41 protein-coding genes are annotated in these 26,097 nt (G+C 69.1%); 11 read left to right on the forward strand and 30 right to left on the reverse strand.

Annotated features, from left to right (window positions below; translation table 11 throughout):
* Window positions 1-6: 6 nt before the first annotated feature.
* From J2S22_RS15745 to J2S22_RS15800, 12 genes are all read right to left on the reverse strand, one after another.
* On the reverse strand, window positions 7-918 hold the full coding sequence (locus J2S22_RS15745) for a baseplate assembly protein (protein WP_272775614.1): 912 nt from the start codon (window positions 916-918) through the stop codon (window positions 7-9).
* Window position 919: 1 nt separating this feature from the next.
* Entirely contained in the window at window positions 920-1,339 is a 420-nt protein-coding gene (locus tag J2S22_RS15750) for a GPW/gp25 family protein (protein ID WP_272775615.1), read from the reverse strand.
* A gap of 1 nt (window position 1,340) precedes the next feature.
* Entirely contained in the window at window positions 1,341-2,039 is a 699-nt protein-coding gene (locus tag J2S22_RS15755; protein ID WP_272775616.1) for a phage baseplate assembly protein V, read from the reverse strand.
* A gap of 1 nt (window position 2,040) precedes the next feature.
* A complete protein-coding gene (locus J2S22_RS15760; RefSeq protein ID WP_272775617.1) occupies window positions 2,041-2,811 on the reverse strand; it encodes a hypothetical protein in 771 nt (256 codons plus the stop codon).
* Window positions 2,811-3,203 (reverse strand): hypothetical protein, encoded by a 393-nt coding sequence (locus tag J2S22_RS15765; RefSeq protein WP_272775618.1) that lies wholly within the window; start codon window positions 3,201-3,203, stop codon window positions 2,811-2,813. The genes J2S22_RS15760 and J2S22_RS15765 overlap by 1 nt, the downstream gene beginning before the upstream one ends.
* A gap of 3 nt (window positions 3,204-3,206) precedes the next feature.
* A complete protein-coding gene (locus J2S22_RS15770; protein ID WP_272775619.1) occupies window positions 3,207-4,235 on the reverse strand; it encodes a major capsid protein in 1,029 nt (342 codons plus the stop codon).
* Window positions 4,236-4,339: 104 nt separating this feature from the next.
* On the reverse strand, window positions 4,340-4,714 hold the full coding sequence (locus J2S22_RS15775) for a head decoration protein (protein ID WP_272775620.1): 375 nt from the start codon (window positions 4,712-4,714) through the stop codon (window positions 4,340-4,342).
* A 28-nt stretch (window positions 4,715-4,742) separates the two neighbouring features.
* The gene (locus tag J2S22_RS15780) at window positions 4,743-6,053 is read right to left on the reverse strand and encodes a S49 family peptidase (RefSeq protein ID WP_272775621.1); all 1,311 of its coding nucleotides are present in this window, start codon (window positions 6,051-6,053) and stop codon (window positions 4,743-4,745) included.
* A 10-nt stretch (window positions 6,054-6,063) separates the two neighbouring features.
* A complete protein-coding gene (locus tag J2S22_RS15785; RefSeq protein ID WP_272775622.1) occupies window positions 6,064-6,324 on the reverse strand; it encodes a hypothetical protein in 261 nt (86 codons plus the stop codon).
* A complete protein-coding gene (locus J2S22_RS15790) occupies window positions 6,317-7,909 on the reverse strand; it encodes a phage portal protein (RefSeq protein WP_272775623.1) in 1,593 nt (530 codons plus the stop codon). Before J2S22_RS15790 ends, J2S22_RS15785 begins: the two co-directional genes overlap by 8 nt.
* A gap of 5 nt (window positions 7,910-7,914) precedes the next feature.
* Window positions 7,915-9,909: a terminase gpA endonuclease subunit gene (locus tag J2S22_RS15795; RefSeq protein WP_272775624.1), complete on the reverse strand. Its 1,995-nt coding sequence runs from the start codon at window positions 9,907-9,909 to the stop codon at window positions 7,915-7,917.
* Window positions 9,794-10,333: a type IV toxin-antitoxin system AbiEi family antitoxin domain-containing protein gene (locus tag J2S22_RS15800; protein WP_272775625.1), complete on the reverse strand. Its 540-nt coding sequence runs from the start codon at window positions 10,331-10,333 to the stop codon at window positions 9,794-9,796. The genes J2S22_RS15795 and J2S22_RS15800 overlap by 116 nt, the downstream gene beginning before the upstream one ends.
* A 93-nt stretch (window positions 10,334-10,426) precedes the next feature.
* On the opposite strand from J2S22_RS15800, the gene J2S22_RS15805 reads away from it, so the two are divergent.
* From J2S22_RS15805 to J2S22_RS15855, 11 genes are all read left to right on the forward strand, one after another.
* Window positions 10,427-11,284 carry an amidoligase family protein gene (locus J2S22_RS15805; RefSeq protein WP_272775626.1) on the forward strand — a complete coding sequence of 286 codons (858 nt, stop codon included), beginning with the start codon at window positions 10,427-10,429 and terminating at the stop codon, window positions 11,282-11,284.
* A gap of 64 nt (window positions 11,285-11,348) precedes the next feature.
* Window positions 11,349-11,573, forward strand: coding sequence for a hypothetical protein (locus J2S22_RS15810; RefSeq protein WP_272775627.1), 225 nt, complete (start codon window positions 11,349-11,351; stop codon window positions 11,571-11,573).
* A gap of 59 nt (window positions 11,574-11,632) precedes the next feature.
* Window positions 11,633-12,136, forward strand: coding sequence for a gamma-glutamylcyclotransferase family protein (locus tag J2S22_RS15815; RefSeq protein ID WP_272775628.1), 504 nt, complete (start codon window positions 11,633-11,635; stop codon window positions 12,134-12,136).
* Window positions 12,137-12,187: 51 nt separating this feature from the next.
* Window positions 12,188-12,787: a DUF6011 domain-containing protein gene (locus tag J2S22_RS15820; RefSeq protein WP_272775629.1), complete on the forward strand. Its 600-nt coding sequence runs from the start codon at window positions 12,188-12,190 to the stop codon at window positions 12,785-12,787.
* Window positions 12,788-12,797: 10 nt separating this feature from the next.
* Window positions 12,798-13,052 (forward strand): hypothetical protein, encoded by a 255-nt coding sequence (locus J2S22_RS15825; RefSeq protein WP_272775630.1) that lies wholly within the window; start codon window positions 12,798-12,800, stop codon window positions 13,050-13,052.
* 35 nt (window positions 13,053-13,087) lie between these two features.
* Entirely contained in the window at window positions 13,088-13,459 is a 372-nt protein-coding gene (locus J2S22_RS15830) for a DUF2958 domain-containing protein (protein ID WP_272775631.1), read from the forward strand.
* 9 nt (window positions 13,460-13,468) lie between these two features.
* The gene (locus J2S22_RS15835; protein ID WP_272775632.1) at window positions 13,469-14,008 is read left to right on the forward strand and encodes a hypothetical protein; all 540 of its coding nucleotides are present in this window, start codon (window positions 13,469-13,471) and stop codon (window positions 14,006-14,008) included.
* A gap of 161 nt (window positions 14,009-14,169) precedes the next feature.
* The gene (locus tag J2S22_RS15840) at window positions 14,170-14,442 is read left to right on the forward strand and encodes a hypothetical protein (protein ID WP_272775633.1); all 273 of its coding nucleotides are present in this window, start codon (window positions 14,170-14,172) and stop codon (window positions 14,440-14,442) included.
* Window positions 14,443-14,453: 11 nt separating this feature from the next.
* Window positions 14,454-14,852 carry a hypothetical protein gene (locus tag J2S22_RS15845; protein WP_272775634.1) on the forward strand — a complete coding sequence of 133 codons (399 nt, stop codon included), beginning with the start codon at window positions 14,454-14,456 and terminating at the stop codon, window positions 14,850-14,852.
* A gap of 153 nt (window positions 14,853-15,005) precedes the next feature.
* Window positions 15,006-15,248 carry a hypothetical protein gene (locus J2S22_RS15850; protein WP_272775635.1) on the forward strand — a complete coding sequence of 81 codons (243 nt, stop codon included), beginning with the start codon at window positions 15,006-15,008 and terminating at the stop codon, window positions 15,246-15,248.
* A gap of 122 nt (window positions 15,249-15,370) precedes the next feature.
* Window positions 15,371-15,709, forward strand: coding sequence for a hypothetical protein (locus J2S22_RS15855; RefSeq protein ID WP_272775636.1), 339 nt, complete (start codon window positions 15,371-15,373; stop codon window positions 15,707-15,709).
* Here J2S22_RS15855 and J2S22_RS15860 read toward each other — a convergent pair.
* From J2S22_RS15860 to J2S22_RS15945, 18 genes are all read right to left on the reverse strand, one after another.
* A complete protein-coding gene (locus J2S22_RS15860; protein ID WP_272775637.1) occupies window positions 15,658-16,209 on the reverse strand; it encodes a class I SAM-dependent methyltransferase in 552 nt (183 codons plus the stop codon). The genes J2S22_RS15855 and J2S22_RS15860 overlap by 52 nt on opposite strands.
* Window positions 16,206-16,730 (reverse strand): ParB N-terminal domain-containing protein, encoded by a 525-nt coding sequence (locus J2S22_RS15865; RefSeq protein WP_272775638.1) that lies wholly within the window; start codon window positions 16,728-16,730, stop codon window positions 16,206-16,208. The genes J2S22_RS15860 and J2S22_RS15865 overlap by 4 nt, the downstream gene beginning before the upstream one ends.
* The gene (locus J2S22_RS15870) at window positions 16,727-17,791 is read right to left on the reverse strand and encodes a phosphoadenosine phosphosulfate reductase domain-containing protein (RefSeq protein ID WP_272775639.1); all 1,065 of its coding nucleotides are present in this window, start codon (window positions 17,789-17,791) and stop codon (window positions 16,727-16,729) included. Before J2S22_RS15870 ends, J2S22_RS15865 begins: the two co-directional genes overlap by 4 nt.
* Window positions 17,778-18,401 (reverse strand): ParB/Srx family N-terminal domain-containing protein, encoded by a 624-nt coding sequence (locus J2S22_RS15875; protein WP_307155846.1) that lies wholly within the window; start codon window positions 18,399-18,401, stop codon window positions 17,778-17,780. Before J2S22_RS15875 ends, J2S22_RS15870 begins: the two co-directional genes overlap by 14 nt.
* A gap of 241 nt (window positions 18,402-18,642) precedes the next feature.
* Window positions 18,643-19,257, reverse strand: coding sequence for a hypothetical protein (locus J2S22_RS15880; protein ID WP_272775641.1), 615 nt, complete (start codon window positions 19,255-19,257; stop codon window positions 18,643-18,645).
* Window positions 19,258-19,422: 165 nt separating this feature from the next.
* Window positions 19,423-20,070, reverse strand: a complete 648-nt coding sequence (locus J2S22_RS15885) for a hypothetical protein (protein ID WP_272775642.1) — start codon at window positions 20,068-20,070, stop codon at window positions 19,423-19,425.
* Complete coding sequence (locus J2S22_RS15890) at window positions 20,067-20,372, reverse strand: hypothetical protein (protein ID WP_272775643.1); 306 nt, start codon at window positions 20,370-20,372, stop codon at window positions 20,067-20,069. The genes J2S22_RS15885 and J2S22_RS15890 overlap by 4 nt, the downstream gene beginning before the upstream one ends.
* Window positions 20,369-20,830 carry a hypothetical protein gene (locus J2S22_RS15895; protein ID WP_272775644.1) on the reverse strand — a complete coding sequence of 154 codons (462 nt, stop codon included), beginning with the start codon at window positions 20,828-20,830 and terminating at the stop codon, window positions 20,369-20,371. Before J2S22_RS15895 ends, J2S22_RS15890 begins: the two co-directional genes overlap by 4 nt.
* Window positions 20,827-21,075, reverse strand: coding sequence for a hypothetical protein (locus tag J2S22_RS15900; protein WP_272775645.1), 249 nt, complete (start codon window positions 21,073-21,075; stop codon window positions 20,827-20,829). The genes J2S22_RS15895 and J2S22_RS15900 overlap by 4 nt, the downstream gene beginning before the upstream one ends.
* Complete coding sequence (locus tag J2S22_RS15905) at window positions 21,072-21,341, reverse strand: hypothetical protein (protein ID WP_272775646.1); 270 nt, start codon at window positions 21,339-21,341, stop codon at window positions 21,072-21,074. The genes J2S22_RS15900 and J2S22_RS15905 overlap by 4 nt, the downstream gene beginning before the upstream one ends.
* A gap of 10 nt (window positions 21,342-21,351) precedes the next feature.
* Window positions 21,352-21,879: a hypothetical protein gene (locus tag J2S22_RS15910; protein WP_272775647.1), complete on the reverse strand. Its 528-nt coding sequence runs from the start codon at window positions 21,877-21,879 to the stop codon at window positions 21,352-21,354.
* Between the two features lie 2 nt (window positions 21,880-21,881).
* Window positions 21,882-22,070, reverse strand: a complete 189-nt coding sequence (locus J2S22_RS15915) for a hypothetical protein (protein ID WP_272775648.1) — start codon at window positions 22,068-22,070, stop codon at window positions 21,882-21,884.
* An 83-nt stretch (window positions 22,071-22,153) separates the two neighbouring features.
* Window positions 22,154-22,456 (reverse strand): hypothetical protein, encoded by a 303-nt coding sequence (locus tag J2S22_RS15920; protein WP_272775649.1) that lies wholly within the window; start codon window positions 22,454-22,456, stop codon window positions 22,154-22,156.
* Window positions 22,453-24,147 carry an AAA family ATPase gene (locus tag J2S22_RS15925; protein ID WP_272775650.1) on the reverse strand — a complete coding sequence of 565 codons (1,695 nt, stop codon included), beginning with the start codon at window positions 24,145-24,147 and terminating at the stop codon, window positions 22,453-22,455. The genes J2S22_RS15920 and J2S22_RS15925 overlap by 4 nt, the downstream gene beginning before the upstream one ends.
* Complete coding sequence (locus tag J2S22_RS15930; RefSeq protein WP_272775651.1) at window positions 24,128-24,499, reverse strand: hypothetical protein; 372 nt, start codon at window positions 24,497-24,499, stop codon at window positions 24,128-24,130. Before J2S22_RS15930 ends, J2S22_RS15925 begins: the two co-directional genes overlap by 20 nt.
* On the reverse strand, window positions 24,499-25,029 hold the full coding sequence (locus tag J2S22_RS15935; protein WP_272775652.1) for a hypothetical protein: 531 nt from the start codon (window positions 25,027-25,029) through the stop codon (window positions 24,499-24,501). The genes J2S22_RS15930 and J2S22_RS15935 overlap by 1 nt, the downstream gene beginning before the upstream one ends.
* Complete coding sequence (locus tag J2S22_RS15940; protein ID WP_272775653.1) at window positions 25,029-25,349, reverse strand: hypothetical protein; 321 nt, start codon at window positions 25,347-25,349, stop codon at window positions 25,029-25,031. Before J2S22_RS15940 ends, J2S22_RS15935 begins: the two co-directional genes overlap by 1 nt.
* Window positions 25,349-25,990: a hypothetical protein gene (locus J2S22_RS15945; RefSeq protein WP_272775654.1), complete on the reverse strand. Its 642-nt coding sequence runs from the start codon at window positions 25,988-25,990 to the stop codon at window positions 25,349-25,351. Before J2S22_RS15945 ends, J2S22_RS15940 begins: the two co-directional genes overlap by 1 nt.
* Between the last annotated feature and the right edge of the window lie 107 nt (window positions 25,991-26,097).

The raw sequence follows: 26,097 nt of genomic DNA on the forward strand, positions 1-26,097 counted from the left end.
GCTCCGTCAGCCGACCACGATCACGTCGATGGCGATCGAGCCGACCTTGGCGATCTGGGCCGGCGCGCAGAGCACGTCTGCGGAGGGCGCTGTGATCACGATGTTCTCGATGTCCGGGGTCTTCGCGGCCGCGACGATCGCGGAGAGGTAGACCGCCGATCCGATGCGCGCTCGCGTGGCGAGATAGCCCCGCACCGCCGCCTCGATCGCGCTCCGTACCGCGGAGACGTCGGCGCCGGCGACGACCTGCACTCGGAGAGCCAGGTCGAAGGTGACGATCTCCGCCCGGCGCACGGTCACCGTGTCCGTAAGGGGCACGATGTCGTCGAGCTTGAACCGCCGGACCAGCTTCTTGAGGACGGTGTCGGACACCGGCTCCACGCCTTGGCCGACGACCACGACGTGAACCTCGCCCTCGCGCGGCGTGTAGGCGTAGGCGTCGAGGATCGAAGGGTCGATCGACAGCGCGTGGAACTCGTAAGCCCCGGCCGGCCCGGCGACGGAGAGAGCCTCCGGCGCCATTTGGATGCGGCGGCGGAACTGGTCGTCGCTCTCCATGATAGCCGGGCTGGTGTCGGTCGCCGGCACCAGCGTCGCCCGGACCACACCCATCAGCGCGCCGATGTGGTCCAGGTCCGATTTGACGGCGAAGGCGAGCAGCACCGCCCGGGCCTTGTCGTTGACCAGCGCCCTCAGCAAGGTCTCGCGATAGGCGAACGCCTCGATGAGGATCGTCATCGGCTCCGTTTCGAGGCCGAGGAAGTCGAGCGGCGGGAGGTCCGGCCTGGTGGCTCGCACCTGATCCCACAGGGCGAGCACGTAGGCCTTGATCTCCGCGATGATGCCGTTCGCGGTGATCTCTTCGATGAGCTGCGGCTTCGGCAGCCGCGTGAGGTCGGGCTGGAGATAGCGCGCCATGTCAGCCAACCGTCTCGAAGGCGCCCGTCTTGCCCTGCCTCAGCACGATGGTGCGCGTGTCCAATGGGGTGAAGTCGCCGAGGTGGCCGCGCGGCATGTAGATGCCGGTGATCTCCAGGTGGAGCGCGCCAACGCGAAACTCGCTCGCGTTGCTCGGAACGATCTTCGTGATCTTGAAGCGAGGCTCCCGCGGGAGGCCCGTATCCAGCTCCTTCACCTCCAGCGCCGCGATCAGCCCTGTGAAGAACTGGACGACGGTCTGAGTGGTGAGGTTGCGGCCGAGCAGGTACGGGACCGCAGAGCCGAACCAGCGCCGCAGCATTCGCGTGCCGAAGGCGGTGGTCATGATCACGGCGACCGATTGCTCGACGTGATCCCAGCCGTCGAGGAGACGGCCGGTCTGCCGGTCGATGCCCGCCATGTCAGTCCCCGCCGCCACCGCCGCCGCCGGCCGCCGCGATCGCCGCCATGATCTCCCCGACCTTCGGGTCCTCGGTGGCGTCCTTCTCGGAGAGCTTGACGCGCGGGCCGATCAGGAGGCCCTCCATGACGGCCTTCTTCTTGCCCTGCTCGTCCTTGCTCTCGACACCCAGGTGGGTCTTCCCAACCGTGTGGATGTCGCCCGAGACGATATTGATGTGGCCGCCCTTCAGCTCCACCTCGCTCCCACCGCCGACGAGCCGGATCGTCTGCGCGCTGTTGAACTCGATGACCTCGGAGCTTTCGATCTTCAGCGTCCCGTCCGCGAGGGAGAGGCGGAACTTCGGGTGCGTGACCACGACCTCGTCCTCCTTATCGGAGGGCGGCTTGTGCTCGTTCGACCAGAACATCGGGACGAGGAGCGCCTGACGCGGATCGCCGGTCGGGCTCACCATCATCATGTTCTCGCCGATCTGCGGAACACGGTAGACGTTCAGGCCCTTCGGGCCGCCGTTCTGTTGGGCGTAGGGGAGCCAGGGGGAGAGCGTCGGCTTCTCGTCCGTGCCGCCGATCTTCGTGCGCACGAACCACTCGCCGTCGATCTTCTTCCGGGCTTGGACCGGGCCGGGCCGGAGCATGTTGTCGCTCTTGCGCTCCAGCTCGGCGACGCGGGTCACCAGCTCCTGCAGGAGGTCGCGCATGTCAGGTCACCTCCACGTCGGGGCCGTCCGTGGCCGGGTCGTAGGTGTTGGGGTCGATGGCGTCGGAGCCCTCGACCGACATGCCGAGGCTCTGCGCCTCCCGGCCGGTGAGGCCGAGCAGCGCCGCGGCCTGCTCCCACTCCGGGGCCGAGGTTGCGGACAGCTCGGAGCTGATCAGGTCGGCGTACTTGGCCGCGGTGGGCTCGTCCGTCATCTGGCGCAGCCGCGCGAGGAAGAGCGTCACGGGGTGGTCGGCGCCGAGCGGGACACCGGGCGCCGGGTCCGCGATCGTGTCGACGATCAAGGTGAGCTGGCGGGCCGCCCAACGGGCGCCGCGCTCAGCCTCGCCGGCTCGCTCGCCGGTCGTGCGGGTGATCGAGGTGCAGAAGGCTTTCCAGAACTCGCCCCACTCGTTCGTGGGGCCGGTCACCAGCGCCTTAATGACCTGGTTCTCGATCACGTCGAGGGCGAGCTCGAAGGAGCTGTCGGACGACGGGATTTCGATGGCCGGGCCGCCGGTCTTCTGCTCGACCTTGCTGGCGAGGCCAAACTCGATCGTCACGCTAAGCTCGCGCTCGGCGGGGGCGACCGCGCGGCCGCCCTCCACCTTGCGCTGGTCGCGTTCCGTGAAGACGGCGATGAACGGAGCCGGCATCTCCTTCAGGGCCGAAGGCAGCGGCATGTTGTTGCTGTCGTAGACGCGGGCGCCGGCCCACGTCTGGTTCCGCAGCGCGAGCACCGCCGCGAGCCGAATGCACGCGCGCAGGATCATCAGTCCACCCGGAGCAGGGAGAACATCGTGAAGCCGGCCGCCTCGTTCACGATGCGATTGATCTCGAAGCTCTCGCCCGGGCGGTCCATGGGCTCGACCAGATCGCCGAGCTGCACGTCCTTGCCGGCGAGGTCGCCGAGCTTGACGTGGAGAGCCACGTTCTGGAGGGCGATGCGCCCTCGGAAGGGGGACCCGGCGTGATCGCCGGAGAGCCCCATCGCCATGTCGTTGAGCGTGCCCAGGACGCCCGCCACCTCGAAGGGTTCGCGGGCCGGGTCCGGCTGCGGAACGTCGAAGCCATCGACCCGGCGGGGGACAATCCTGACGCGCTCCCCGAACTGGCGCTGGACGGCCGCGTCAACCGCGGCCGCCAGATCGCGCCAATCCGCCATCGGTCAGGTGCGCTTTCCGCGCATCAGAACCCGCGGGCGGGTGCAGTAGTGGAGGACGTTGCTCTGGAACTCCAGGTTCACGCCCTTGCCGTTCTCCATCGGCCACTGCTTCGCGTAGAGGCGCTGTCCCGGCCGGTTCACCGTCTCGATGTAGTCGGCCGGGGCGAAGACGGTCCGGAAGAGGCCCGGCACGCCCTCGGGGATGAAGTGGACGCTGTCCGACGCGACGCCGACGTTCAGGCCGCCGCGGTACCATTCCCAGGTGATGTCGCCGAACTCGAAGCGGCTGAGGAGCCCGTCCTGCGGCTTCACGAAGCCTTCGCGCAGGGCGCGCCCCTCCTGGTACTTGTAGGTCTCGCGGACTTCCTTGTGCTTGCGGAGGGCCTTGTAGAAGCCCGAGCCGGCGAGCGCGCGGATGCCGGTGAACGGCAGGCCGTCGAGGGTCTCGGCCATCGCCTCCCAGAGGGACGCGCACTGGTCGAGCAGCGTGCCGTCCGGCGCCGCCGTGTTGTCGAGATCGAAGTCGATCTCGACCGGCTGCTCCTCGCCGAACTCGGTGTAATAGTCGAAGAGCACCGAGCCATCGCTGTCGAGCAGCGTGCCCGCCTTCAGGATGGCGAGGCGGTGGAACTCCTCCGTCAGGGCGAACGACTGCGAGGCCTCGGCCGCCCGGCCGGCGATCTTGCCCTGGAGCGTCTCGACGGCGACCGTCTCGCCGAACGCCCGCACCGCCTGGACCTCGTCCGCGTAGATCGCGTCGTCGACCTGGAAGTGGGGGACGCTCAGCTTGCGCATCGAGCGCCGGCCCTTGCCCCAGGTCTTCCCGGGGCTACCGCGCGGCGAGGCCGGCACGATGATGAAGGTCCGGTCGCTGTCCTTCTCGATCGCGACATCGAGGGTGTCGATGCTGGTGGTCGTGAAGAGACCGAGCGCGCCGACGCGCGACGGGACGTACTTGATCTCCCGCATGGCGTCGGTGAGCGACGTCACGCTGAAGGCGTCGCCCTTGAAGATGTCGAGCATGTCGGCCATTGCCAACTCCTGGTGTCTTGGCGCAGCCGACCGCGCTCCGGTTAGCACAGCTCACCAGATTGGACGCAGTTCGGCCGTCTGTGTGGTGGGTTAGGTGTCTGCGGTCAGCGGACGATGATGCCGATCGCGGCCAGCTCGGCGAGCTTCGTGGCCTTCTCCGCCGCGGTGTCCACCGAAGCGTCGAAGACGAGGAAGTTGCCGTTCACCTCGGCGGGGCCGCGCACGATGGCGGCGACCTTCTGGTCCGCCGACGTCGCGTCCACGCCGTAGATGTTGATCGCGGCCGCCTTGTCGGAGCCGTCGCTCGCGCCCACGGCCGCCGGCTTGTACTCGCCGGTCGCCGTGATCTTGCCGAGCACGGTGCCCGGCTCGACCTTGCCGGCGCCGGACGAGATCACGATCGCCTCGCGGCAATACGTGCCATCGGCCTCGTTGATGATGAACTCGCCGGGGTGCCGGCCTTCCTTCAGAACCGTCATGTGGACCTCCTTCGGTCAGCCGGGCCGGTCAGCCGGCGATGCTCTCGAAACGCTTGTTGGCGGCGGCCACGGCCTTCGACCAGCCGGACTTCGCCTGTTCCTGCGGGGCGGTGACCGCCTCGGCGACGAGGCCGAGCGGCGAGGTGGACGCGCGCTGCTCCGGCACCGCCGGCTTCGCGTCGGCCTTCGGGGCCGACTTCAGGAGCGCGGCCACCTTGTCGACGGTCATGTCGGTGTCGAAGGCGAAGGTGCGCGCGAGCTGCTCGCGGCCCTCGGCCTCGGCGTGGCCGATGATGGCGCTGATGCGGGCGCGCTCGGTGTCGATGCCCACCTTGATGCCCTCCGAGACGCCGGCCTTCCGGCCCTCTTCGCGGGCCGCGGCGATCTGGTCGGTGGTGCTCGGCGTCGTGGCAGCCGGCGTGCCGTTCTGGTTCTCCATCCGGAGACCTCCTGAGAAAGCGCGCCGGGAGGCGCGGGGGAGCTTGCCGATCACCGCGTCGAGGCTGTCGACCCGGTCGGCGAGCTTGTTGGTGATGGCCTCGCGATCGCCGGTGCGCGGGTTGAGAGCCCGGTAGACCCGGGCCTCGGTGGAGAGCGCCAGCTCAGCGGTGAGCTTCGGGCGCCCCGCGGCGACCTCGCGCGCGAACATCAGCCGGAGGTCGTCGACCTCCATCTGGATGCGCTCGCGCACATCAGCCGGCAGCGGGGCGAACGGGTGCCCGTCCACCTTGTGCCGACCGGAGGAGATCAGGGAGACGTTGATGCCGATGTCCGTCAGGAGCTTCGAGACGTCCATGTGCATCGTGTAGACGCCGATCGAGCCGACGAGCGCGAGGTCGTCGTTCAGCACGATCTCGTCGCTCTGCGCGGCGAGCCAGTAGCCCGCCGACGCCGCCATGCCGCGGACGTGCGCGACGACCGGCATGCCGGCCAGTCGGGCTTCGCGGATCGCTCCGGCTGCGCCGAGGATGCCTTCCACCGTCCCCCCCGGCGAGCTGATCGCCGTGACGATGGCGCGGATCGAGGTGTCGGCGGTCGCGCGCCGGACCTCGCGGGTGATGGCGCCGTAGGAGGTGTAGTAGGAGCCCCCGATGTAGTCGCCCCGCGAGATCAGGGCGCCGTTGATCGGGATCACCGCCACGTCGTCCACGACGGCGTAGCGTGGCGCGTCGTCGGAGTAGCTGCCCGCGGCCGCCTGCGGCTCGGCGAGCAGCCGCTCGGCCTCCAGGTAGGCTTCCCGGAACTCCAGAGCGTGCGGCTCGTAGATCAGCAGGGGTCGCGAGGCGAGCGCCGCCGGCCACGCGGTCTGCGCGACCGCCGGCAGTCCATTGGTGTTCATGCCGTCGTCCTCAGAAGGTGCGCGGGAGGCGCCGAGAGCCCGCTCGGATCGCGAAGCGCCGGTGCGGGCTATCCACGCCTTGCTTCGCCGCGCACTCAGCCTCGGCCTGCCTCAGTTCGGTTCGGAGCACGTCGATCTTCGTCGCCGTGAACCAGACCTCGCGGTCGGCGAACCGGATGCGCTGGGTGCCTTGGCCGCCCACGATCGCGTAATAGGCGGCCCGGAGCGCGGCCGCGCGAGCACAGGGATCGCTCCAGTCGACGTCAGCCATCGACCTTGTCCTCCTGGACCGCGAGCTTGTCGGCCACCGGGTCCTTCTTGCCGGGCGTGATGGTGGGATCGTCGTCGAGCTTCAGCCGCTTCCGGGCCTCGGCCTCGCGAGCGCGCTGCTCGTAGACGTCCTCCCAATCGTGGCCGAGGTCCGAGCAGATCATCTCGGCGGTGGAGAGCCCGAGCCGGTAGTAGGTCTCGTGCGCCTTCGCCGTCTTCAGATCGTCGGCCTGCGGCTTCGGAGGGCCGCGCCAGTCCGCCCGCGCCGCTGCCGGCCGCTTCGCGAGGAAGCCGTAGAGGCCGCCGGGGAACGGGATGCGCCCGAACTCGATCTCCTCCTCCAGCCACGCCTCGTAGACGAACTGCAGGAAGCGGGCGCAGATGTTGGCGCGCCGGCGCAGGATGATCGGCCAGATTTCCGAGGTCGCCATCCGGACCGAAGAGTAGGTCGCGCCGGTGTAGTCGCCAGTCAGCGTCTCGAAGGTCATCCCCAGCGCCCGGGCGATCTCCCGGAGCAGGAACTTCGCGAACGCCTCGTAGGTGGCGTTCGGGGACTGCGACTTGTGAAGCTCCAGCTTCTCGCCCGGGAACAGGTGCGCGATGCGCCCGGCCCGGCCGAAGTCGATCTTCGTGTTCTCGTACCAGCCGGCCTTCGCCCCGAGCCAGTCCGCCATCGAGCCGCCGGCGAGCCCGCCGATGCCTTGCTCGGCGTCGTCCTGGAGAGCCCGGAGGACGTCCTCGGTCGGCGCGTCCGACACCACGGTGGCGGCGAAGATCGCGTGGATCAGCGCAGCCTCCAGCGTCGCGTCCGCGAGCTGGTCGAACTGCCGGATCACCCGGAGCGCCGGCGTCATCGGCGAGATGCCGCGCACCTGCCCGGGCGCCCCCTCGAAGACGTGGACCACCTGCGGCCGCAGCGCGGCGTCGCGGGCGGCGACGTCCACGAGGTTCTCGTAGCCGAGCCGCGGGTCCTTGAACTGAAACCGGTAGGCGACCGGCAGGCCGTTCACGTCGGCGCGCACCCCCTGGACCATGCCGATCAGAGGATTGGTCTCCTGCACCATGCGGTGCGCCGGGATCAGCCGGACCTTGGTCCGCGTCTGCGAGACGGGGCGGCGGATCGACGGCAGGAGCGCAACGCTCTCGCCGTAGCCGAAGAACGACTTCAGCACGGCGGCCGTCATCTGCGCGACGTTCATCACACCGGCGGCGTCACATTCGAGCGGAGCGGAGGACCAGGCCTCCCATCGGCGCTCGACGTTCCGAGCCCACTCGTTGGACATATCCTGCGTCCAACCGAGGTCGACGACGTCCGGCTTCGCCGTGAGGCGGAGCCCGGTCCCCAGCGTCGAGGACACGGCCTGCTCGACGGCTCCGGCGATCCAGCCGGAGTTGTGCATCGTGTCGATGACGCGGGCCGCGGCCATCACGTAGCCGGCGAGCACGTCGTCCCGCTCATCACGGAGCGCCGGCCGCCAGGAGAAGAAGAACGGGGAGTGATCGCTCCGCATGAAGGCGGCCGAAGGCTGTTCGCCCGCGGCCGCCTTCTTGGCGGAGACCTTCCTCTTCCTGGTCGAAGTGGTCATCTCGATCACCTGTTGAGCCGGGCGGCGAGATCAGCCATCCGGTTGCGAGTGGCCTTCGCCGTTGCCGCGGGCGGCGGCGTCTCCGCCGGCACTTCGGTCTCCGGCGGGGTCTCCGCGCGGCGGCCGGCGCCGAGCGGAACGCGCTGCATGTTCAGGAGGTGGCCGGCAGCCTCGTTCATCGCCTCGCAGTCCAAGAAGTGGTTGTTCTTGGAGACCTGCACCCACTCGGCGCGGCCGCCCGGCGTGAGCTGGCGCACCTCGGAGACGAGCTGCTTGCAGTAGTCGTCGGTGCTGTCGCCCGCGATTGTGAAGCTCCCGGGCTGCCCGAAGGGCCACGCGAGGCGCTCGTGGAGCCGGCTCTTCCAGAAGTCGGTGTCCAGGTTGATCAGCTCGACAGGGACCTGCATCCGCTGCCCGGGCACGGTCACCTTCAGGCGCGACCGCTTGATCGGGGCGTCGAGGGTTGGGTGGCCCTTTGTCGGCCGCGTGAGCCGCGAGAAGCGCCGGCAGAAGTCGTAGACGATGTTGGCGCTGCCCTCGGACACCTTGTTAGGCCGGAAGCCGCTGTCGATCAGCACCAGCGAGATCGGCAGGCCGCCCCACGTCCCCGTGATCAGGTCGGCGAGGTCCCCCCAGACCGTCTGCTCGTCGGTGTAGCCCGCCAGCTCGCCGCTCTCGATCTGCCAGGAGGTGGCGCGAGCGCCCCACCCGCGGATCGAGTAGACGAGCCGGTTCTTCTGGACGTCGACCGCCATCGTGAGGCGGAGCACGCCGCTCGGGACCTCACCCATGCGGTAGGGCTGCCGCAGCTTCGCGACCGCCTCCCACTCCTTCAGGTGGATGCCCCCGCGGGCGTACAGCTCGCCGAAGCCGGCGTTGACCGCCGTCTGGACCATGTCGCTGTCGGCCATCGCGACGGCTTCGAGGTAGACGCGCACGCGATCGCCGAAGGCGACGAAGGGGCTCGCGAGCCCAGACGTCCAGAACGAGATCGTCGCGGCGTCGCGCGGCTCGCCGGAGACGACGCCCTCGCGGTCCACCGCTTGCCCGGGCGCGACGTAGCGCCCGCGCTCGTTCATGTCGGCCTTGTGCTGCTCCTCCACGACGCCGCCGCAGTGCGGGCACTCGATGTAGGTCGCCTTCGCGGCCTCGGCCGGCGACGCGCCCTCGGGCCACCGGAGCAGGTCGAACCGCGGCACGAAGTAGTCGCCGCAGTGCGGGCACGGCCAGCACCAGTGATGCCGGGTGCCTTGCTGCCAGAGCCTCCAGATCGGGCTCTCGATGTCGTCGGCGGGCATCACGTCCCAGAAATCGAGGCCGCTCGCTTCGTCCTGCACCGACTTCACCGTGCCAATCGTGGGGGTGCTCACGACCGCGCAACAGAAATCGGCGTAGGTGTCGCCGCGTCGCTCGATCAGGCCGAGGGGGTCGCCTTGACCCCGGATGTTCGCGACCATCTCGTCGTACTCATCGACGAGCGCGAGCGCGAAGGGGTCCGACTTCAGGGCGGACGAAGACTGCGCCGAGGCGAGACGCCACGGGACGCCGGCGATCACCTTGCGGGTCCGTGTCATCCGCTTGCCGCGCGCCACCTTGTCGGCGAGCGACGGGGCCTCATCGAGCAGCGCCATCACGCGCGGCTCGAACTGCTCCCGGAGGAACTGGTCGTTCGGGCCGACGTAGAGGATCGGCGCCGGGCGCTGGTCCAGGCGCTGGCCGGCGACGTCGAGGAACGTCTCGGTCTTCCCGGACTGCGCGCCCATCACCCAGACGACGCGCTTCCGATCAGACGCGGCGATCCGGCGCGCGGGCTCGACGACGTAGGGCGTGAGGTAAGGGTCCCGGCGCCCCGGGACCGCCGCCGACCGCGGGTATTCGCGGTTCTCAGCCGCCCACTGATCCGGCGTCTGCGGCCGTGAGGGCCGGAGCAGCCGCGCCAGCCGGCCCCAACTTTCGGGCGCGCGCGACGGCAAGATCGGCAAGTCGATCGAGGATGTCATTGACGGCCTGTTCAATCGTTCGCCGGAGCTGCAGGTCGCGCGTCACCCGCGCGGGCAGCCCAGCGAACTCGGACCGGACCATGCCGGCCATCTCATCGACGATGGCGATGTGCTCATCGAACTGGACCAGCTTTCGCTCGCGCTCGGCGTTCTTCAGCTCGTACTCACGAGCGCGGGCGTCGCGCACGCGGGCGTCGGCGGCTGTCTTGCTGGAGCGCCGCTCCTCGCTGTTCTTGAAGTCGACGTAGCCCTGCACGACGGCGACGAGCTGGTACTGATCACGTCCGAGCCGCCTGAAGTAGCCCTGCTTTTCGAGCTGCCTGATCCACTGAGGCGTGCATTTCAGGAGCGCCGCGGCCTGTGCCGTCGTGATCACTCCGGCGCGGCGCTCGCTCTCGCTTTCCATCTTTTTTGCGTCGACCACGGTTTTTTCCAAAAAAGAGGTTGCACCTGATACTTAGTAGGGTATTTTATACCCATAAGCGGTTGGCGCCGCTTACACCGCGAGGACCTGACGATGATCGCTGCCCGGACCTTTGGGATTGAGCTTGAGTGCCACCTCCCGGACCGCCGCACCGCGCGCGGCCTGTGCGGGCTGATCCGCCGCCGGGCGGGCGTTGTGGCCGAGTGCGAGCAGTACAACCACCAGACCCGCCCGCATTGGAAATTGACCACCGATGCGTCCCTCGGCCCGCGCAGTGTGGAGGTCGTCTCCCCGGTGCTGAGCGGTGAGGAGGGTATTGCCGAGGCGCGCCGCGTGGTTGATGCGATGCGCGAGTTTGGTTGCCGGGTCTCGGTGCGGTGCGGCTTCCACGTCCACGTCTACGCCGGCGACATGAACGCCGACCAGCTCCGGGCGCTGGCGATTAACTTTGTCCATTGCGAGACGGCCTTCGACGCCATCGTTCCGCCGAGCCGGCGCCGCGACCTGAACCAGTACGTGCTGAGCAACCGCACCGCCTTCGGTGGGCACTACGACAACGAGGCCATCAACCGGGCGGTCGAGAACTACAAGCTGGCGACTGACATCCCGAGCCTGATCCAGCGCGTCTCGGGCTGCGGCATGCCGGCCAACACCACCCGGTATCGGAAGCTGAACATGACCTCTTACAACCGCTACCGGACCGTTGAATTCCGCCAGCACGGCGGCACGGTTGACGCCGACAAGGTCGAGAATTGGGTGCGCGTGTGCGTGGGCTTCGTTGAGAAGTGCCTCCGAGCCCGCCCGCGCCAGCGCCCCTCTCAGAAGCCGCACGACCCCTCGAAGGAGCTGTCGATGCTGCTGACCTTTGTGGGCGCTGAGCCGGCCGTGCGCCGCTTCTACCACGAGCGCCGGAAGATGCTGGCCGCCGCCAGCCTGACCGCCGCCGAGTGATCACGAACGCCGCGGCGAAGCGCCGGCACCGCCGCGGCCCAACCCTGCCGGCAGGAGAACGACCATGAAGATGATCTCCCTGACGATGGTGCGCGCCACGATTGTCGACGAGGACGAGATCGAGCGCGAAGTCACCAGCCCGGTCCGCGTGAACCCCGTCTACATCCGCTCCATGAACCCGCGGAAGGAAGACAAGCCGGGCTCCCGGATCACCTTTGCGGACGGCGGCGGCTTCGCCGTGTCCGAGACGCTGGAGCAGATCGAGGCGGCCATCGAGCGCGCCGCCTGAGCTGCCCCGAGACCAGGGCGGGGGATCGGCCCCCGCCCGCTGCCAGAGGAGATTGAGCGATGCTGTACGTGGCCTACGGATCGAACCTGAACAAAGAGCAGATGGCGCGGCGCTGCCCGCTGGCGAAGCCCATCGCACACTTCACCCTGCCGGACGCGCGCCTCGTGTTCCGCGGCGTGGCCGACGTGGAGCGGTCCGAGGGCGACGAGGTCGAGTGCGGCCTGTGGGAGATCACGAAGGCCTGTGAGCGGGCGCTGGATCGCTACGAGGGCGTCTCCTCCGGCCTGTACCGGAAGGAGTACCTGAAGCTCGCGGTGACGCGCGACGGCAAGCGCAAGGCCCGCCGCGCGCTGATCTACCTGATGAACAGCGACCATTACGACATGCCGAGCGCCTACTACCTCGGCGTAATCAGGAAGGGCTACAAGGACTTCGGCATCGACTTCGCGAAGCTGACCGCCGCCGTCGAGAAGACCCGCGACCTGAAGCGCCGGATGTGGCTCCGGCATGACGATCTTTTTTCCGTCGAGGGCGAGAACGAGCTTGCCCTCGATATTGACTAGGGTATCAAATACCCATGCCGGTTGGCGCCGGCGCACCGCGAGGACACCACAATGGCATCCCTGAACGATCTGACCGCGGCGTTGCCGCGGCTGAGCCCGCGCGACCAGGAGTTTGCGCGCAGCCTCCTCAACGGAGCGGCTCGATTTGGCTCGCTGAGCATGAAGCAGGGCGAGTGGGTGAAGAGGCTGGTCGAGCGCGCGAACGCGCCTCGGCCGACGCCGGTCCAGGTCGGAGACCTCTCCAGCGTCATCGCCCTGTTCGACAGGGCCGGCCAGCATCTGAGGCGCCCGGCCATCGTGCTGAACTGCCAGGGCCTCGGGAACGTCCGGCTGAACGTTGCCGGCCAGCGGGCGCGCGTGCCCGGGTCGCTGAACGTGACCGACGACGGTCCCTACGAGAGCCGGCGCTTCTACGGGCGCATCCACCGGGACGGCACCTTCGAGCCGTCCCGCGCGTCGGCGCCCGGGCTGGTCGACTACCTGATCCGGTTCGCCCGGGACCCGGCCGGCGTGGCCGCCGAGCACGGCCTGATGACCGGCAACTGCTGCTTCTGCCGCCGCACGCTGACCGACGAGCGCAGCACCGCGGTCGGCTACGGCCCCACCTGCGCCGAGCACTACGGCCTGCCGTGGGGCTCCCCGCGAGCTTGAGGAGGACACGATGACCACGCCCGCATGGAAGAAGGTCGACGCAGGCCGCTATGCCGACATGCTCGACATCATGCCGCCCGCCGTCCACCGCGCGCACGGCTTCCTGGTCGGCGAGCCCTGGACGCATCGGACCTGCCGGGTCACCGGCGAGTTCCGCGCCGCCTACGCCGCCTTCATCCGAAACCGCTCCGGTCACTTCGAATGCCTGGAGCCGATGACGCCCGCCGAGTTCACGGCGGTCAACCCCGACACCATCACCGCCTGACGTTGGCGCGTCAGAAAACCGCGAGGACCACGACCATGCAGAAAATCTTCACCGCCGACATCCTGCGGCAGCTCGCAGCGAACGGCCTCGCCACCCGCGAGGCGCAGAAGCGCGGCGAGCGCGAGCCCGACCACAAGCCGGTGGTCAAGGTGTTCAACCCCTACGGCTCGGCGCGGTGGCTGCTGACCGAGAGCGATCCGGACGAGCCCGACCGCCTCTTCGGCCTCTGCGACATGGGCGTCGGCGAGCCCGAGCCGGGCTACGTGCTGCGCTCCGAGATCGAGGGCGCGCGCATCCAGGTCGGCCGCTACGCCTTCTCGATGGAGCGCGACGCCTACTTCGAGGCCGAGCACACCCTGTCCGTCTATGCGGATCAGGCCCGTGCGACCGGCCGGATCACCGCGTGAGGCTCGGCCATGCCGGACCTCGTGAGGGTCGTCCGCGACTATGCGCGCGAGCACTACTTCACGACCTCGTGGGACCTCGTCGCGGACGTCTGGACCGACGACGAGATCGCAGAGGCGATCAGGGGCGCCAGGACGCGCCGTGGAGCCATCGCGAAGGCGTGGGGCCGCCTGCAGCACATCGACCGCAGACGGCCCGCCTGGGAACGCCCGAGGCGCCCTGTATCGCTGTTTCAGTTCCTCGCCGGCCGGGGAGGTCTGAGGCCGGACGGCGACATCCGCTACATCCTCGACGGCATCCCCCTGGTGCCGGGCCGAGGCGCCCTGATCAGGAGCAGCGGCATGACGCTGGACCGCGCACGGGAGGCGGCCGCCGAGGCCGGATACCTGCGCGACCCCGCGTGGGATCGAGGCGTCTCCAGATCGTCGATCAACGAGCTGCTCGCCGCGATCCACGACGAAGCCCACGGACGGAAGCGATACCCTATCGGTGAGGAGCCGCCGGAGTGGAGCGAGCCCGACCACGAATTCGTGGCGGACTGCCCATTTTGATGTTGCTCGTGATGTTGATGGGTATAGAATACCCAACATGGAGCCGCCGAGCAGCGGCTTCCCGACCGGGGGCGGCACCCCCGGACCGACCGGGGCGGCAGGCCCCGGCGGGCTGAAACCCCGGCCTGTTGGCGCAGGCCCCAACCGCGAGGAGACCCGCGATGACTGCCACCACCCGCACCGCCGAGCCCGCCGCCGACATGATCGCCGACATTGCGCACCGCCTGATGCGCGCGGTGGTCGCCACCGGCGTGGTGACGAACGCCAACATCGACACCGCGCTGGTGTTGATGCGCGAGGAGATGCGCCGCTTCCTCACCGGCCCCGAGTACAGCATGGAGCGCGAGCTGCTCCCGACCCGCGCCGATCTGGTCTGGAAGACCCCGGTGGCGACCTGCGTGGCGCAGATCGCCGCCGCCGGCCGGCCGAACTAAGGGAGGCGGCCATGAAGATCGGCACCGAGACGAGCAGCCTCGTGAACCACCTCTACTCCCGCATGGTGGTCGGCCAGCCGACCCCCGAGGTCGGTATGGGCGCGACGGTCCTGTCCTGGACCGACCGCTACGCCGCGACGATCTACGAGGTCGAGAAGAGCGGCCGCGCCGTCCTGGTTCGGGTGAGCCGCGACACCGCGAAGGTGGTCAGCGGCAGCGCCCACGACGGGTCGGCCGAATACGCCTTCACCCCGAACGCGCAGGGCACGAAGGCGACCTTCCGCCAGCGCAAGGACGGGACGTGGGAGGAGGTCTACTGGAACCGCGAGACCCGGCGCTGGAAGCGCCACGACGGCGGCTCCGGCCTCCTGATCGGCCGGTGCGAAGAGCACCGGGACCCGAGCTTCTGAGAGAGGGCACGACGATGCTATTCGTCGGCCGGCCGCGAACGCGGCGGAGTTGGTGACCCCGGGCGTTGGCGCGCCCGGGGTCGTGCTGATCGGCTCACCCAGGCCCGCGAGGACACCGGGGGAGCGCACGATCAGCGATGATGGAGATAGCACATGGGCGACGCTGAACGCGAGAGCCGGCGGAAGAGGCTCCAGAGCATCATGCAGACGCGCAAGCTGGAGCGGCAGGACGTCGCCGACCTGCTCGGCGTCAGCATTCACACGGTCCACGCATGGCTGAAGCCCGAGACCTCCAAGGGGTCCAACGTGGTGCCCACATGGTCGATCGAGCTGCTACGCTACAAGCTGCTCTTCGGCGCGCTGCCCGACGAGCTGGACGTGGACCCGAAGCAATGAACCCCTACAACGGCTTCTCGCCCGCACAGAGGAACCGCGCACAGGCATGGCTCCGCGCCGAGTGGGCGTCAGGGCGCCTCGCCCGGCCGGGCCGGTGCTGCGCGTGCGGGCAGACGGAAGGCGTGATCGACGCCCACGCCGAGGACTACAGCGAGCCCTTCGCTGCGGGGAAGACCGACGAGTTCCACCTCTGCTTCGTCTGCCACATGATGGTCCACTGCCGGTTCAAGAACCGGGATGCGTGGGACCGCTACCGGACCGCGATCCGCGAGGGGAAGCGGTCCCGCCCGTTCCACACCCGCAACTTCGGGCGCTTCTCGGCGGATTTCCTGGACGCGCCCGGGCTCCTGCCGCGGGCCGAGTACGAGCAGCACGAGCCGCCGGCGCGGCGGCCGCTGGACGAGATTGATCAGCGGGCCTGCATGAAGGAGACGGCGCCGATCCGGCGCGCCTCGCGGTAGGCCTCCGAGAGGAGGTCGACTTCCTCGTCGATGGAGCGGAGCGCGTTCACGCTCCGCACCGACGCCACCCGCCCTTCAACGAACACCTCCCGGATGCCGGCAGCGCGCAGCTCGTGAGCGAAGCGCCGGCCGAGCTGGACGTTCTCGCCGAACAACTCGGGCAGGACGCGGCGCGCCACCAGCACGTCGAGCCGCCGGCTGGAGACCAGCTCGATCAGCTCGGGGAGCGTCTCCTCCGTCACCCGGAGGCTGTAGAGCGTCCCCGAGACGCCGGCGTCCCGGCCCTGCGCCAGCACCGCCTCGTCGGCGTCCACGCCCACGACGAACTCCGCCATGCCGTTGCGGACCAGACGGTCGCCGATCAGCCCGTAGGAGCAGCCGAGGTCGAGCACGCGCGTGCCCCGCATGTAGACGACCGCCATCTCGAAGATGGCGTCGTGGATGCGCGGGTATCGGCCGGCCCTCCAGGCCGCCAGATAGCCGGGGTCGTCGAACCTCATCGCGCCGTCGTCTCGGCCGGGTACCACGCGAACGAGTAGCGATAGTCCGCGATGTTCTTCTTCTTGAAGACGCCGTCCTGGTAGAGCAGGTCGATCTCGTCCCGGGTGGCGCCGATCTCGATCGCCACCTCCTGCGGGTCGCAGTGGTGGACGTCGATCAGCTCCCGGACGATCGCCGACATGCGAACCGCGACGTGCGTGCCCTTCGCCCGGTTCATCCGGACCGTGAGGAGCATCGCCTTGTGGCGCGGCACGTCCAGCACCGCGCACGGCACCAGGCCGCCGTAGCGCGCCCGGAGCGCCGTGCTCTCCCGCGAGAGCATCGCCCGGTGGAAGCCGTCGATGATCTGGCCGGCCGGCGTGATCAAGATCGGCTGCACCCACCCGGTGACCAGGAGGCTCCGTTCGAGGAGCCGCAGCTCGGGCGTGAACACGACGTTCGGGTTGTAGTCGTTGGCGTCCAGCGAGGCCGCGTCGCGCCACTCGATCTTCGAGATGGGGTCGTTCGGGAAGTTCGTCACGAGGACACCTTGGGGCGAGGCGCGGGCAGGATTTCGCGCTTGTAGCTGCCCGACATGAAGGCGGAGAGCAGGTAGCGCGGCGGGTAGACCTCCGGGTCCTTGCGAGCCCGCCCCATCGCCGAGCGGAACCGCTTCAGCGCGAGGTCGAGCTGAGACCCTTCGAGGTTCTCCGTGATCCAGGCCTCCACGCCCTCGTAGGTCTGGCCGTAGCGGGCCTGGAGCGCCTCGCGGTTGAGGTCCCGGAAGTACCGCTCGTGCGCGAGCATCTCCGGGAACACCTTGATGACGCGCGAGTAGAAGTCCGGCGCCGTCGAGCGCAGGAGGTCGAACCGCTTCGCGTTCTCGGCGTGGAGCGGCGTCGAGACCCGGAGCTGGTTGCCCGCCCACATCTGCAGATCGTAGAGCGGGCAGTACCGGATGCCTCGATCGAAGAAGTAGCGGAAGACGTCGTCCTCCTCCCAATCGAAGATCGGCTTGCACAGCTTGACGTTCTGCGCACGCGGATCGACGACGCCGTTGATGTAGTTCTCGTTGAGCTTGTTCACGCAAGCCCGGAACCGGATCAGGCTCTCGGACGCCCTGATCCCTGTGAGGAAGGCCACCTTGCCGCGGAAGAACTCGGCCGTGAAAGCGTCCATCGAATACTGATCGAAGACCCGTGTGTCGCCCGGCGCGAGGCTCACGCCCCAAGGTGGCTTTTCGCGCACCCACTCACGGCCCGGGTCCCACTGCACATAGGGGCGGGAGACGCCGAGCACGTACTTCGTGGATGCCAGCGGAACGGTGAACCAGATCATCTTGATCCAGTCCTTCCGCCGATACTCGTCGACGAAGTCGATGACCTCGTCGGGGATCAGCTCCTCGTCCCGGAACACGACGTTCACGGGCTCCTGGAGGCCGCGCTCCAGCATCACCTCGCGCGTGAGGTGGAGGACCGCGAGGCTGTCCTTGCCGCCGGAGAACATCACGGCGACGCTGTCGAAGACGTCGAAGATGTGGTGCAGCCGACGCTTCGCTTCGGTCAGCACATCGACGTCGATGAACCGCTTAACCCTCGCCACTCTCGGTCTCCGCGATGTAGCGCGCGAGGCGCGCGCCAAGCGTCGGCTCGTCCGGGTACTTGCCGCGGAGCCGGCGCACGAGCCCGAACCAGGCCTCCTGTTGGGCCGTGTCGTCGAAGACGATGTTGAACTGGATCACCGGCGTCGAGACGCGCGGGCCGCCTTCGCCCTCGCCGTCGTCCGGCGGGAGCATCAGGCCCTCCAGCTCCGAGCCGGTGAAGCCGGTCAGCTCCAGCGTGAACTCTTCCTTGTGCAGCTCGCCCAGCTCGATGCGGAGCAGGCCCTCGTCCCACTCGCCCTTCTCGGTGAGCTTGTTGTCTGCGATCCGGTAGGCGCGCTTCTGCGCCTCCGTCCAGCCGCGAGCCGTCATGACCGGCACCTCGGTGATGCCGAGCTTGCGCGCCGCCGCGAGCCGACCGTGGCCGGCGATCAGCACGCCGTCCTCGTCGACCAGAACCGGCGTGGTCCAGCCCCACTGCTTGATGGAGGCGACCAGCTCGGCGACCTGCTCGTCCGAATGGGTCTTGGCGTTCCGGGCGTAGACCTGCAGCTCCTCCACGGAGCGCATTTCCACGCGCGCGGCCGGCCAGTTCGTGGGCTTCCGTGCCATTGCAACCTCTGCGGTGTAGGAGCGCGGGCCGCTCGCCGGCTGACCCATGCGCTGATGGCGAGGGTCTGAGGACCCCCTCAGACCCGACTTTTCCTCTGAGGCTCTCCCGGGGAAGCAAACCGGGTTTTTTGCCCCACGAAAAACGGCGAAATCCCGGGCTGCGCCGGCCGGGCGGGCCATCGCCGAGGTCGTACGGTCCCTAGCGACACCCCCCGGCCAGGGCCTGAGCCCTGCGCCGAGATCATAGGTTGAAGGCCCGAGCCAGCTTCCGTTGGATGGCCGGCACAACCTCTGTCTGCACACCCAGGTGGAAGGCCTCCAGGCTCTGCCCCTTGCCAATCTCCTTGGCGAGGTTCGGTCCATAGAGGGTTCGGATGTGGCGGTTGTCCGGGAGGGCGGCGCGTGGTCCCCGCTTCGGGTCCCAGAAGCTGCGCTGGAATGTGTGCGCTGGTCCCCAGGGATAGGACGTGACTTCTGGCGCGAAGTCTTGAGGCAGTGGACCCCACTGGCCCTTGCCTTTGCGCGGCTGAAGACGCCAGTGCTCCCGCCACGAGTAGCGCATCCACGCCCCGCCGGCGCGGCCCGTGGTCCTGATCTCGTCCGGGATGCGGATCGGTTTGCCCGTGGCGCGGATGATGTAGGTCTCCGAACCACCCGGGCAGTAGGAGGAGACGCGCTCGTTGATGGAGCGAGCGAGCAGCACGTTGGTCTGGATGCGCAGGGCCTTCTTGACCAGGGTGCGCGTCTTGTCCCCTCCGGCCTGCAGGCCTTCGGTGGCGACGCGCATCAGGCGCTCAGACAGGTTCTGGAACGGCGCCGCGATGGTGGCGAAGTTTCCAGAGACCCGGATGTCCACGGCACGCCCCAAAAAGAACCGAGCCGCCCGGGGAGGCGGCTCGGCTAAGGCCCATTCTGCAAGGAGACTGCACCGCAGTGAAGCGCGTTGGGTGAGGGGCTTACGCCGCCGACGCACTTCCCCGTCGCGGGTGCGCGCGAATAGAACCCTCGTTTCCAGCCCGGGTCAATCTGTCGATGTTATGACAGACTGAAACTCCGCCGGGAACGCCTGCACGAACACCTCCTTCGTGAGGGCCACAGACTGGCCGGCGGCGACCCGATGCACCATCACCTTGCGCAGCCGAGCGAGCGCCTCGCTGTAGGACATGGTCCGCCCGCCGGTGCGCGCCGCCGCCTGCCGGTACGCCTTGAACATGCGGTTGAACCAGCGCATGTGGCCGCTCTTGTTGGCCTCGGCGAGCATGGTGGTCATCCGCTCCACGCCCGCCTTGACCCGCTGCATCGCCACGTCGTGACAGGTGGCGCGGACGCCGGCGTCGAGCGACACGCGCTCGATCGCGATGCGCACCTGCTCCGCGGTGACGCGATAGCGGCCCTCGGGGGTGAGGCGCTCCTTGAAGAGGAGCTGGAGCCGCTCGACCACGAGGTCGGCCGAGACCTGGCTGTCCGTCCAGTAGGCCACCGTGACCTCGATCGGCACGGGGCTGTGGTCCTTCCAATAGCCGGCGGTCGCCAGGAGGTCCCGGCTCGTGCCGATGATGCACGGGCTGCCGGCCGCCGCGCACGCGACGTAGACGGCCACCACGCCGAACTGGAGCAGGTAGTCCCGCTCCGGCCCGCGCGGCAGCTCCAGGCTCACCACGTCCATCATTGCGGCTTGGGGACCACGACTTCGTAGTCGTCCTCGCCCCGCTCCTGAGCGTTGAAGGCGGCGTCCACCAGCGCGTGGGCGAACATCAGCGCCTCGGACCGCCGGTTCTCCGGGGCCAGACGCACCACGCTCGCCAGCGCCTCGCCGAGCCCGGCGATGGCCTCGGTGAGCGAATAGACCGTCTTGCCGGCCTCCCGCTCCCCGCACTGGTCGAAGTAGACCTGGACGGTGTGCAGGAGCCGGCAGTGCATGCACTCGGACGTGGCGCGCGGGTCCTTGTTGAGGTCCTCGACGATGATCACTGTCCCGCCTCCACGCTGGGCTCTTCCGACGCCCCCACCACGCTCGCCCTCAGCGCCACGTCCCGGGTGCCGACGTCGTCGCTCTTGTGCAGGACCAAGTCCCGCGGATCGTGGCGGGCGAGCGCATGCACCGAGATGACAATCTCGCCGCCGGCCGCGTGGACGGCGTGCCACAGCAAGAACCGCAGCTCGCGCGCCTCCGCGCGCAGCTCGCCGACCGAGTGCAGGGCGGAGGTGAGGCTGGTCCGCAGCTCCTCGGCTTCCTGGAGGTCCGCCTCGTGGGCGCTGCCCGACATGATTTCCTCGATTTCCCGCTCGCGGTCCCGGCACCGCGCCCGCCAGTAGATGAGGCAGATCGGAGCGGCCCAATCCCGAGCCAGCCACCCACAGCCGATGCCGCCGGCGAACATCACGATCAGCGCGAGCGCCGTGAGCCAGTCAGGAGGGGTGCCGCTCATTGCTTGGTGGCCTCGGCAGCCTCGCGCGCCGCGAGGACCTTGCGCACCTCGGCGATCTCCTCCCGGAGGTGGCCGTAGAGCTTGTCGTAGGCCTCGCAGAGTTCCGGCGGCAGGGACGACAGCGCGAGCGCCACGACGTAGAGCGTGTCCGCCATCGTGAGGTTCCGGGCCTTCCTGAACCGGTCCAGCTTCTGGACGAATTCCTGCGCGTGCTTGGCCGCGTGCTCGCGTCCGATCATGATCACCGCTTGCTCCTGTTGGCGCGGCGCCTCGGCTTGGCGAAGAAGGGCCGCCAGTGCGGCCACTCGCCGAGGCGCCCGGGACATCGGCGCCTCTCGTGCTGGTCCTCCAGCACTCGTTGCCAGTTCGGGGTCCACCCGAGCCGCCGGTACGGCCGGCAGACCCGCCCCTGATTGCGCCAGCGCGCCACCTCGAACCGCGGCATCTCGCGCTCGCCGAACTCGAGGCCGTAGGGCCGCAGGCGCCCACGCTTCACCCAGCACACACCCATGATCGCCTCCTCAGAAAACCAGGTCGCCGGCAGCGATGAGCCCGTCAGCGATGACGTCGCAGCCCTGCCAGTCCCGTTGCTGCCACACGGCCGCCGAGCCGCCCCAGGTGTGGGCGATCCACTCGAAGTCCCGGCCGACCGAGAACGCGAGGGCGGCGCGCTGCACCGCCAGCAACAGCCGGCGGTCGGTGGCGAGGAACCGGGCCGGCCACGAGATGGCGCGCTCCATGCGCGAGACCTCTTCCGCGGTCGGCAGCACCTTGGCGACGCGCTGCTTCTCCCGGAGCTGCGCCGCCTGCTGTGCGCCTTCCTGCTCGGCCAGGAGGTCCGCCCACTCGACCCGATAGGCCGGCCACGCGCGGCCGAACTCGCGGGGGCCGCGCGGCATTGGCATTCGGCGCAGCACCTCGAAGGCCTCCCACAAGCGAAGACCGACGTGCGGACCCGTCCACTGGTCGGGCACGAACTCGGGGGCCGGCACGCCGTCGAGCGGGTGCCAGCCGTCCACGATCTCCTGACCTGAGATGAGGCGCGCCATCCTCACGGCTCCAGGGGGTCGAAGAGACCGCGCTCGGCCGCGGGGGCGGCCGGCTCCGGCGCCGGGGCGCCGACCTTGCGCCGATAGTCCTCGGCGATCGCCTGCATCACCTCGATTTCACGATCCGCGGTCTGCTGGCGCATGTGCCCGAGCTGGACCAGCCGGCCATAGACGCGCAGCCGCTGGCGCACCTCTCGCTCGGCGCACCGGAGCTTCTCGTGATCAGAGATGGGGACAGAGATGGGGACAGACGGGGACAAGGGGGACATTTTGCTCAATCACCCTGCGCAGTGGTTGCGTGATTTGTGCCCGCGGCATCGGGATTTCCCGCCGCACTTGCCTGTGCGGCTGCGGCCCGGTCACGGGACAATCTCTTCGCCTTGGCCTTATCCCGTTCGGCGATCTCCCGGATTTCCTCGGCGTGGTCCTGACACCAGCCGACCAGCCGCATGACGGCCTCGGCCCGAGCGAGCTGCGTCTTGCTGGTGTCGTCCTGCCACGTCGCGAAGCGCAGCCGGGCGCGCTCGGCCTCGCCCGAGGCCCACCAGTACATCTCCCTGTGGGTGACCGCGCTCACGGCTCCACCTCGGCGTCAGGCGGCAGCACCTCGACGCCAACGGGGTCGCCCTCGGGCTCCGGAGAGGCCTCGTCGATCGGAGGCGCGTCGCTGTCGGCAGGGCCGGGAAGCTGGGGCTGAGCCCAGCCCTTCACGGGCTTGCCCGTGTACCAGATGAAGGGGCTGTCGACGTCCACGATGCCCGCCTTCGTGAGGTTCTCGCGGCCGCGCTGCAGGGCCTTCTTGATGCGCTCCCTGTACTTGGCCGGGTCGTCATCCTCGGGCGGCACGAGAGCCGCGTAGGCGGCCTTGACGTGGGTGTAGTCGACGACGAGCTGGACGCCCTTCCTCACTCGGCAGCTCGCCGGCGGCGCCACGCCGTGCTCACCGATGGCGCGCCGGAGCGCCTTGAAGAACACCGCCTCGGCGGCCCGGAGCGCCACGGGCTCCACCGTCTTGGTGGCGGGCGCCTCGACCTTCTTGCCCACCGGCAGGCAGACGCACGAGCTGATCTCCTTCCCGTCCTCCCGGCGGTGCCCGACGACCACGCGCATTAGCTCGAACCTGATCGGCTTGGCATCGGCGTCGTCCTTCTGCTTGCCGTTGACGGCGGTCCGGATGTCCGTGTCCGGGTCGCGGCGCACCTCGATCGCGTTGTCGATGTTGGCGAAGACGCTGGTGTGCCCGCGCGGCCGCTCACCGTTGGCGTTCTTGTGATGGACCAGCATCACATGGCAGCGGCACTCCTTCGCGATGAGCGTGACGTGGTCCATCACGGTGCTCATGTCCCGGCCGGAGTTCTCGTCCGCGCCGGCGGTCGCCGTCGCGAGCGTGTCGATCACGACCATCCGGAGCGGCGCCGGCGCCATCATGCGGCCGAGGGCTTTGATCTCGGCGATCAGGGCCTGGGTGTCGCCGTCCTTGGACCAGATGTTCACGGGGCTGCGGAGCAGCACGAACGGGAGCTGCTCGCTCGGCGGGATGCCGTTGTGCTTCCGGAAAGCCTTGACCCGCTTCGCGATACCCTTCGCGCCCTCGCCGGCCTGATAGACCACGCCGCCCTTGGCGAGCACCTTGTTCCCGAAGAACGGGATGCCGAGCACGACGCAGAATGCCGCGTGCATCGCGAGGAACGACTTCCCAGAGCCGGAGGCGCCATAGACCAGCGACTTGTCGCCCACCGTGAGCCAGTCGTCGATCAGCCACTCGTGCTGCTCGAAGGTGTCCCGCTCAAGCTGATGGAACCAGACCGCGCCGAACTTCGACCGGAACGTCTCCGGGTCCGGCGGGGGCGCTTCGAACTCCGCCTCGCCGTGCTCCACGTCCACCGCGGTGCGCAGCTCGCGGGCTATCGCCCGAGCCAGGTCCTCCGCCTCTGCGAGGTCGGCCGGCGACGTCGAGGCCATCAGCCGGGCGAGGTACTGGCCCGGCGTCATGCCGTCCGGCAGCACCGGGGCGTCATCCGGCCCCTTCACCGCCGCGACCAGCTTCTCGATCGCCACCTTCTCGCCGGCGCTCTCGGCGCCGATGATCGCCGCAAACAGGCGGCCATGCTCCGGGAGGAGGAAGTCGGACGGGCCGATCTCTTCCTCGGCCGCGAGCGCGAGCCCGGGATGGCAGAGGATGATGCCCAGGAGCTGGCGCTCCAGGTCCACGGCTTCGGCCCCGCGCAGCGGGTGCAGCTCGGCAGCGTCAGGGGAGAGCATCGCCATCCCCCTCGTCCCCGGTATCGAGCACCGCGGCGTAGAGATCGTCCCGGGCGACGGTGTCCAGGATTTTGGTCGCGATCTGGCGCCGGCTCATTCCGCGGCGCCGGCCCTCGTCCGACAGCATGCGCAGCACGTCGGGGTGAGCCTGCAGGACCAGCACGCCCTTCTCGGCGAGCGCGTGCCCGGCGAAGGAGATGCCGTAGCGGGAGGCCCGGTACTTCACCTCCGTGAGGGTGACCCCGAGCCGCGCCGCGGCGGCCGGCATGCTGTCGCCGGCGTCACGAGCCTTCTCCAGTTCGGAGCGCCACCACTCCTCCGGGCGCGGGGTCTTCGGCGTTCGACCACCCTGCGACATCACAGCCCCCGCACATCGGCGGACCGGTCGACGCAGAAGCACTGGTAGGCCCAGAGGGCGAGCGCGTCGGCAGCGTTGTCGTCGGCATATTGCCAGCCGAGCGCGGCGCAGCGGGCCATCACCATCTTCTTGCCCTGGTTCTTGGGCGGCCGGCCGGTGCCGATGAAATACTTCCTGATTTCGGAGATGCCGCCCTCGCGCAGCTCGACGCCGTCCGGCACCACCTCCTCAACGTGCTCGGCCATGCCGATCAGCAGCCGGACGGTCTGCACGTTGGTGTTGCCGTGGATCATCGACGCCACAGGGCTCTCGTAGGTGACCATCCGCGTCCGGTTCACGATCAGGAAGTCGGACAGCCACCGCCGGAGCGAGCGATAGACGGCGCGGCGCAGCTCCCCTTCGGGGATGCCCTCTTCCTGCTTCGGCGTGATCAGGCGGACGGAGCCGGAGGTCGGCTTCTGCCCGGGCGCGCCATAGGCCCAGCCGAGCCGCTTCGCCACGTCCAGAGCGAGGATCGGATAGTCACGCATCACGGCCCCCGATCCAGGCGCATCCGGACGCCCGGCGGCCAGCCGGCCGCCTGGAGCTTCACGGCGACGTCGTGGACGGCCTCCCAATTCAGGCCGGCCAGCGAGCACACCTCCCGGAAGTCCCGCGAGCGTCCGGTGAGCCAGCGCCGGGCGGCCTCGCGGTTGAGCGCCGCGCTGCGGTCGGTGGAGAGCACGTACTTCGTGTGGGTCTTGCCTACGAGGCAGTAGGTCGCGCAGGCGTCGGAGATCGCCGCCTGGATGACCGCGAGCCACAGCGCCCGCTCGGGGCACTTCAACTCGATGTCATTGTCCGGGTGCATCAGCGCACCGCCTGCTCGATCTCGGCGATCTTGCGCTCGATCCGGTCGGCCTTCGCCATCAGGTCACGGTGCTTGGTCTCCGCTTCACGGATCGTCGCCTTCAGGGCGCCGATGGTGGCGGTGAGCTTGTCGACCTCAGCGCGGGCGTCGGCCACGAGCTCGCGCGCGTCCTGCGCCAGAGCGGCGATGCCCTCGTTCATGCCGCTGTCGCCGAACCGGCGCCGGCGGACGTCGACCACCCAGGCGCGCGGCACGCCGAGATGGGTGGCGACCTTCGCGTCGGTCCAGTCGCCGGTGTAGCTCTTGCGTGAGGTGTCGTAGACCTCCGCGAGCTGCTCATAGACGACGAAGGCGTCGTCGAGCGTCATCTCCCGCGGCGCGTTGCTCGGGGCGGGCTGCTCCGGGGCGGCCGCCGCCGTGATCTCCGGCGCCGGCGCGGCCGCAGGCTCGATCTTCTGCATCTCGGGCTCCTTGCTTGGGGTGACCACCTTCAGGCGCTCACGGCGCGCCTTGCGGGCCGCAGCGAGGCAGTCCGGGCATCGGTCGTGCTCGGGCTTGTTGCCGAGTTCCCACCCGGCCCGCTTCATGATGCGCAGGAGGTCTTCGTTCGCGCGGGCGCCGCCGAAGGTGTTGGCGCTCACGTCGTGGACGTTGCCGCAGGAGCATCGGAACCGATGGACCCTGCGGGAGGTCGGGGTGCCTGCGGTGGGCGGCACCAGGATCGGATCAAACCGGCGACGGGACATGG

Origin of the sequence: Rhodoplanes tepidamans (assembly GCF_030813915.1) — a bacterium.
Classification (GTDB): Bacteria; Pseudomonadota; Alphaproteobacteria; order Rhizobiales; family Xanthobacteraceae; genus Rhodoplanes; species Rhodoplanes tepidamans.